The 7387-nt window shown below is 59.8% G+C and carries 5 protein-coding genes and 1 pseudogene; 5 read left to right on the forward strand and 1 reads right to left on the reverse strand.

The window, feature by feature from the left end; all coding sequences use genetic code 11:
- From EOB36_RS32250 to EOB36_RS32265, 4 genes and pseudogenes are all read left to right on the forward strand, one after another.
- Positions 1-1219, forward strand: a pseudogene (locus EOB36_RS32250) (serine/threonine protein kinase); the annotation flags it as partial.
- An 11-nt stretch (positions 1220-1230) separates the two neighbouring features.
- The gene (locus EOB36_RS32255; protein ID WP_245467959.1) at positions 1231-1737 is read left to right on the forward strand and encodes a DUF1036 domain-containing protein; all 507 of its coding nucleotides are present in this window, start codon (positions 1231-1233) and stop codon (positions 1735-1737) included.
- A complete protein-coding gene (locus tag EOB36_RS32260) occupies positions 1734-4067 on the forward strand; it encodes a M23 family metallopeptidase (RefSeq protein ID WP_095486410.1) in 2334 nt (777 codons plus the stop codon). The genes EOB36_RS32255 and EOB36_RS32260 overlap by 4 nt, the downstream gene beginning before the upstream one ends.
- 211 nt (positions 4068-4278) lie before the next feature.
- On the forward strand, positions 4279-5931 hold the full coding sequence (locus EOB36_RS32265) for a caspase family protein (protein ID WP_128286478.1): 1653 nt from the start codon (positions 4279-4281) through the stop codon (positions 5929-5931).
- Positions 5932-5983: 52 nt separating this feature from the next.
- On the opposite strand, the gene EOB36_RS32270 is transcribed toward EOB36_RS32265, so the two are convergent.
- Positions 5984-6514 (reverse strand): OmpA family protein, encoded by a 531-nt coding sequence (locus EOB36_RS32270; RefSeq protein ID WP_095486408.1) that lies wholly within the window; start codon positions 6512-6514, stop codon positions 5984-5986.
- Positions 6515-6707: 193 nt separating this feature from the next.
- Between EOB36_RS32270 and EOB36_RS32275 the strand changes: the two genes are divergently transcribed.
- Positions 6708-7280, forward strand: coding sequence for a hypothetical protein (locus EOB36_RS32275; RefSeq protein WP_095486610.1), 573 nt, complete (start codon positions 6708-6710; stop codon positions 7278-7280).
- Positions 7281-7387: the final 107 nt, after the last annotated feature.

Consider the following 7387-nt stretch of genomic DNA (forward strand, 5'->3'; position numbering starts at 1 on the left):
GGAGCCGACACAGCACGCCGAAGTCCCCTCGCCGACCGAGGAAACCTTGGAGCCGTCGGCAGCCGACACGCGGCCGTTAGCTGACAATCAGACAGATACCGCAGCGGATCAAATGCCGGAGCCGACACAGCCCGCCGAAGTCCCCTCACCAACCGAGGAAACCTTGGAGCCGTCGGCAGCCGAGACGAAGCCGCCAGCTGAAAGTCAGGCAGATGCCGCGGCGGATCAAAGGTTGGAGCCGACACAGCCCGCCGAAGTCCCCTCACCAACCGAGGAAACCCTGGAGCCGTCGGCAGCCGAGGCACAAGCGACAGCCGAAAAGCCATCGCCGGCAATTCAGCCGGACACCGTGATCAGCGACAGCCAGCAAGCGGCTCCGCCGCTAGCCCAGATCGCGCCAGTGCCGCCGGCCGAGAAAGCCTCGCCGCCCCCCGCGGTCCAGCCCGACGTGATGGAGAGCCGGAAGCCCGAGCAACCGGCCAACCAGCCGGCCGAGTCCAAGGCGGCCGCGCGGGTGCCCGAATCCACCGTCGCCTTGAACGTCCCGAAACCGGAACTAGGACGACCGCCGAAAAATGTCCTCGACAACGCTGCGCAACGGGTCTCCTGGGTGCGCGACTTCAACGGCGGCGACTGTTTCTATGCGACGTTGACGTCGGCAACCGAAACCGCCGTCGAGATCGAAGGATTGGGCACTGGGGTCCCGCCATTCGAGCAAATGATGTCCGATTTCCAGGCGAGATTCCATGTCGAACCGGACATCAGCGTCCGCCTCATTGAACCGGCTCAATGCGAAGTCACCAACTTTCTGCGCTTTCTGGACCAGATGGCGGCTGACAAGCCGCAGCTTGTTCTCGATCGGACGAGGGTACCGAGCGGTTCGCCGATCGGCGGCACGCTGGTGACGCATGGCGGCCTCATTTCCAGCGTGCTGCTGATCGACCACAGGGGCATGGCATTCAACCTCGACGATCGTATCTTGGCGCAAGCGGACAAGGCCACCTTCAACATTCCGATCGATCTCGGCGCAGCCGACAAGGCGGCCGGCAAGGTCGTGCCGCAGATCATAATGGTCATCACCGGTCCACAGGATATCCAAGCTGCGGCGTTCTCCGCGCCAACACCAGCCGCGCTGCTGTTGCCCAAGATTCTCGAAGAGATCGAGACTAACCGATCTGAGTTCTCCGCGACTGCAAAGTACTTCCGGCTCGGCGGGTAGCATGGACGCCGATGGACCTCCGCCGCTCGCGTTTTTCCTTCCTGACCGCTGTCCCGCCCAACAATCAGCGTGACTGGCTTCGCGGCCTGCTTGCCCTGAAAAGCCGTACCAAACTCACGGTCGTGTCGGGGGCGATATTGCTTGCTGTCCTGTCGTCCCACGAAGCGCGCGCCGAATTCACCGTCTGCAATCAGACGCTCGACGTCGTCAATCTCGCCGTCGGCCAAAAGGTCGACAATGCGGACCAGACCGACGGCTGGTGGACCATCGGTGCAAATCAGTGCGTGAACGTCATCCGCGAGGAGCTCACGAACCGCTACATTTACATCTATGCGACGGACGTCTTTGGTCATGCGACCCTGACCGGGTCGACCGAAATGTGCATCGACCGGCGGCGCTTCTCGATACGCGGCATCGATGAATGCTGGCAGCGCGGCCATATCGCCGCACGATTTCTCGAAGTCGATACGCTCGAACAGGTGCGGTGGACCTTTTTCCTGACCGGAAGCAATCCGTGACGCACAGTATCGACACAAGTTTCAGGTTGAAAAGGCAGGCGCGCGCCGCCCTGCGCAGACGCAGGCTCTGGCGCAGACTCCTTGCCGGTCTTGCTGTGATTGTCCTGTTGTCGATCGCTGCCGGCTTCTATCTCACCGCGGACCATTGGTCGTTCGGCGATGAAGACGAGGAGTTGCACGCGGTCGAGGGAACCGACGATGTGCCAGCCGATGCATCGGTCTATGTGCCTGCCATCATCGATCTCGCAGGCGATCCGATGTGGATCACCCTTGCGCCCGACACCGGCGCCGCCACAAAAAGCCAAGTGATCCCGCGCCCCGCAGAACTCGATCAGGCTGGAGTTTCTCCCCAGATTGAAATTCTGTCCGACGTGATGCTTAGCGCCAGCGAAAAATTCATGACAACGATACCCTCCACGCAAGAAGATTTCGCATTCTTCCAGGCACAGCGACAGACTGCGGCGGCGCCATCCAACGATCTGCAAAACGACCTTCAGCCACCGCCCGTTCTAAACGAGGCTCCGGTTGCTTCGGACCCGCAGGTGGACGCCGATGACCCCGAAGCAGGTTGGGGCGAAACAATCGATGCAGGCGAGGCAGCCCTTCCCGCGTTCCAGAAAACCCAGATCGAAAACAACACAAGCGTTGCAAATGTCACCAGCGAATATCAGCGATATGAGGCTACCGAGGACACGTTCGTAAAGATTCTCAACGACCGCAGCTTGGACAGCGTTGCCCTGGATGCACATTTCTCCGCCGAGGACGCCAAGCTGGCAGGCGAAGCCTTGAAGGCGCTTTTCAATCGGGAAAGCCTTGAGCCAGGTCATGTCGTCGCGATGCGCGGTTTCAGGCCGACGCGCGAGACGACAACCATGTCCCTCATGCAGGTTTCGATCTACGCCAAGAACGTATTTGTCGGTACGCTGACGCGCAATGACGCTGGTGCGTTTGTGTCTGGTGTCGACCCCTGGGTCCGCGAAGATCTGTTCAACTACTCGGGCGCACAGGCACAAGGCACCCACAAAAGGCAATACCGACTACTCGACGCAATCTACTCGACAGCAGCACGCAATAAAGTCCCCACCGGCGTGATCGGAGAAGCGATCATGTACCTCTCGAGAGGACAGGATCTGGATGCCTTCGCCAGCGAAGACCAGCGTCTGGTCCTGATCTATTCGCAAAGGCCGCGTGGCAAGGAAGAGACGGCCGGACGGGTGCTATATGTTGGCGTCCAAGGCAGCGAAAAAAGCCTCGACTGTTTCGTGTTCCAGCAGACCGACGGCCAGTTTGCATGCGTTAGCGGCGACGATCAGGTTCGCTCGCTGACAGTCACCAACGGCATGGTCACCCCGGTCAACGGGGTCATGACGTCCACCTTCGGCCCACGCAAGCACCCGATCCTCGGCACCGTTCGCATCCACAAGGGTGTGGATTGGGCGGCGCCTCTGGGTACGCCTATTGCAGCCGCCTTCGACGGCGAAATCGTCTTTCAGGGCGATGGCGGAGGTTACGGCAATCTGGTGAAGATTTCGCACGGAAGCGCGCGCGAGACGCGCTATGCGCATATGCAGAAATTCGCGGTCAAGGGCGGTGTCGGCGCGAAGGTGAAGGCAGGCGATATCATTGGTTACATCGGCACGACTGGTCTTTCGACTGGGCCGCACCTGCATTTCGAACTCTATCGCAATGGCGAGGCGATCAATCCCTTGGGTACGGTTACGGCAATCGCGACGGACGCTTCTGCTGTCGAAACACTGACCGACCGTATCGTTCAAGTCGAAAGTGGCGGCAGTGCCCGCGCCAAGAATCCAAATTCTTCGGCAACCGGCGCCGGTCAGTTCATAACGAAGACCTGGATCAGGATGATGAACACCTATCGCCCCGAACTTGCGCGGACACTGTCAACCGCCGACCTGCTCGCTCTGCGTTTCGACGCCACCATCTCGCGCGAGATGGTCAGCAATCTTGCGCGCGAGGGCGAAGCCTATCTTCGCGCGCGCGGCCACCAGATCACAGCCGGCCGGCTCTATCTCTGTCATTTCCTGGGAATGGAAGGCGCCCATCAAGTGTTGTCGTCGCCGGGTTCGGCGCAATTGAGCGCGGTGCTCGGGTCGGCCGTCATTCAAGCCAATCGGTTCCTCACTGGCAAGACTGCCAGCTATGTCGTGGGCTGGGCCGAAAGGAAAATGGGCAGGAAGCTGAGCCCGGCGACGACCGAGGTGAGTCAACAGACAACGACAACGACAGAAGTCCGGCAGACATCGCCGGAGTTCGAAAAGTACAAGCAGGCGATCACAGCCCTCCTAAGCCCGACGCAGAATACCCTTTGAACCTGCTTCTCGCGGCGTGCGAGTTCGCCGTTAGACCATTGGTGTTCCTGTTGCCAAGTGTTACTATGGCCAACTTTTTTAGGGCCCTTTGTGAACCAAAACTGTGGTCGAGATCACATACGCCCAAGAGCCATTTGGCATATTATGTCGCTGATGAATTTAGCATGCGCAGACATCAATAGTGCGCCCATGCGGGGCGGAGGGCTGGACGATGAAAGCATTTGCCGTCTTTCTGAGCGGGTTTATCCTACTTATCATCGCGTCGCTTGGCGCCGAGGCTGCTGCGCCTGATGCCAAACGCGTGGCGCTGGTCATCGGCAACAGCAAATACGTGCATGCCGTTGCATTGCCCAATCCCGCCAACGATGCGCATCTCATCGCTTCCACGCTGCGCAATGCCGGCTTCCAAGTGATCGAGGGGGTCGATCAAGACAATGCAGGCATGCACAGCCTTATCAGCCGGTTTACTGAGCAATCCTACGACGCCGACCTCGCCGTCATTTTTTATGCCGGGCACGGCATGCAGGTCGACGGCAGGAATTTTCTGATTCCGGTAGACGCCGAGCTGACATCGCCCGCTTATCTCAAGACCCGCACAATCCAGATCGATGACTTCATGGCGGCGTTACCGCCCGAGCCGGCGATCGGCGTCATTATCCTCGATGCCTGCCGCGACAATCCACTGGCAAGGACGCTGGCCGCCTCTATGCCGAAGAGCCGTTCCGCCTCGTTTGGCTCCGGTCTGGCGCCAATCGACGCAAAATCGGACGGCGTTGGAACCGGCGGAATCCTGATTGCGTATGCAACCGATCCAGGCGCCATCGCTTTCGACGGCAACGGTGTCAACAGTCCTTACTCCACTGCACTCGCCAGGCATCTGACTGAACCCGGCGTTGAAATCCAGAGCGCGCTGACGCGTGTGCGCGGCCAGGTAACCGAAACGACACAAGGTCGCCAGAGACCTTGGCACAACGCATCACTGGGACGCGAGGTCTTCCTGGGACAGTCCGTAGCGGAAGCGGCGCCTGCCACAAAACCTGTCGCTGGCGCATCCGGCACCGCAGCGACACCGGCTCCTGCCCCGGTGACCAGTGAGCCTCCTTCCTGGGAGGTGGAGCAGCGTCTGTGGGATGAAGCTTCCAAGCGCAATACCATTCCGTTCTACGAAGCCTATCTCGAACAGTTTCCAAATGGCCGCTTCGCCACGGTGGCACGGCTGAACATCGATCAGTTGAACGAACCGAAAGCCGAAGATCGGCAGGTGGCGGCAGTCGATGAGGACGAAGCGAACGCAAATTCCGGCTCAGCCGTTCGCACCTCGGTTGGCGTTTCGGATGAGGTGAAGCAGGCCCCGGGCACCGAGTTGACGGAAAGTGCGATCGGTCTCGATCGCCAGGGCCGTATCGATCTGCAGTTGCGCATCGAAGCCTTGGGCAACGAGCTTGGCCGCATCGATGGAAACATAGGTCCAAAGACCCGCCAGGCGATCGGCATCTGGCAAGCGAAGAATGGTCTACCGCAGACCAATTTTTTGACACGCGAGCAACTGGCGTTCCTGGTGATCCAGACGGATCCAATGATGGAGTCGGTGCGCGCCAGATACGCTGCCGATCAGGCTCGTGCAGCACAGCCGAAAAAACAGGTGCAGCAGGTCCGCACACAAAAGCCGGTGGCACAGAAGGCCCGCACAAAAAAGTCGGTGGTGGCACAGAAGCCGCGCAGGCAGCAGGTCGTTCAGAAGAGGCGCAACCGCGAGGTGGTTCGACAGGACAATCCACCGCCGCCGGACAACAACGACTTCCTGACCAAGGCGCTGATTTTCGGCACAGGTGTGGCTGTGGGCGGCGTGCTCAACAACAACTGACGAGCCAGCGTTTCAAGTCTGTCGACGTGAGCCGTGCCTTGGCGTACCAGCCCTACTCAGTCCTTATCCGCATCTCCACCCGGCGGTTTACCGGATCGTATGGGTTGGGATTGCGCGGGTTCGTTTCGCCCAAGCCTGTCGCTTTGATGCGGGCAGCGTCGATGCCGTTAGAGGTCAGGAAGGTTGTTACTGATCGGGCTCTTCGTTCCGACAGCCCCTCGTTGTAGTGAGCTGAGCCGGATGCATCGGTGTAACCTTCAACAACGAAGTCGAGGGCGCTCAGTCGGCTGTCCTTCAGCGCCTTGGCGAACTCGTCGAGTTCCGCACGCGCAGTCGCGTCGAGTTCGGCAGAATCCAGGCCGAAATTGATCAGCATATCAAGGCTGGTTTTTTCGGCCGGCGCTTCTTTCTTCTTGCCCTTGCACTCGTCTTCGGTGCCGACGCAGATTCCACGCGCCGGGCCGAACTCGCTCGCCCCGGAAAAAAACTTCACGATGTCTTCTGACTTCTGAAGTGGATCAGCGGAAGCGTGGGTCGAAAAAAGCGCGACCGTCAACACGAAGGCTAAACTGCCCAACTGCATAACGGTTACTCCTATCTTGAACATCCGATTTTTTCGGCTGTGGAGTATACCAAATTCCGAAGCGATTGTCTGTCAATAAACGTCAAGCATACGGGGAGTGGACGGCATTTGCATCTTGCTACGGACTGAGACTTGACCCGCACCCTGTCCAGGGCTTCAGTGTCGATTATTCCCCGATAAAAGCGTGGCGGCCATGGCCAATGAGCTTCGATTCAAAACGGCACGGGACCTTTTCATGGCCTACCCCGCTGTTGCCAGGGACATGGTGGCACGTCCGACCGAACAGCCTTCAATCGAATTTTGCCGCGCCCTCCTTGCCGGGCGCGTGCCCGAGGAGGCGATTACGTTCTGTGCCTATCTCCTTCCCGAGCGGGCTGCGGTGTGGTGGGCCCATGAGTGCCTGAGCCATCTCACCGTTCTGCTCGACCACAGGGATCAGGAGTTGCTCGCGCTTGTTCGTGACTGGGTCAGCGAACCGGATAGCCCTCACCATCGCCCGGAAGTGAGCAAGGCTGCGGCGATGCCGCCAACAACGCCGGCTGCCTGGATTGCCCTGGCTGCAGGACGGCATGGCAACGGTTCAGCTATGGAGGCGCCAGCGCTATCGGCCTTGCCGACAGCCGCCCGCGCTGTGAGTGCGGGGGTTCTGGCCGGACTGGCACGCGTTGCACTGGAGGATCGCTTTTCAGTTCTTTCCGCGTTTGTCGAAATGGGCATTCAGATGGCGGAGACAGAGGCGCTGCGCCAGTCAGCGGATGCGAGTTAGACCGTCGCCCGGATCCGCGAGCGGGATACGTTCAAATTGAGCTGAGCATCCGGATCTATCTGTTTGATTTAGCCGCATTTCTGCGACGCCAAGTGACTCCACTTGGC

The sequence above is a fragment of the Mesorhizobium sp. M6A.T.Cr.TU.017.01.1.1 genome (assembly GCF_004023115.1).
Lineage (GTDB): Bacteria > Pseudomonadota > Alphaproteobacteria > Rhizobiales > Rhizobiaceae > Mesorhizobium > Mesorhizobium mediterraneum.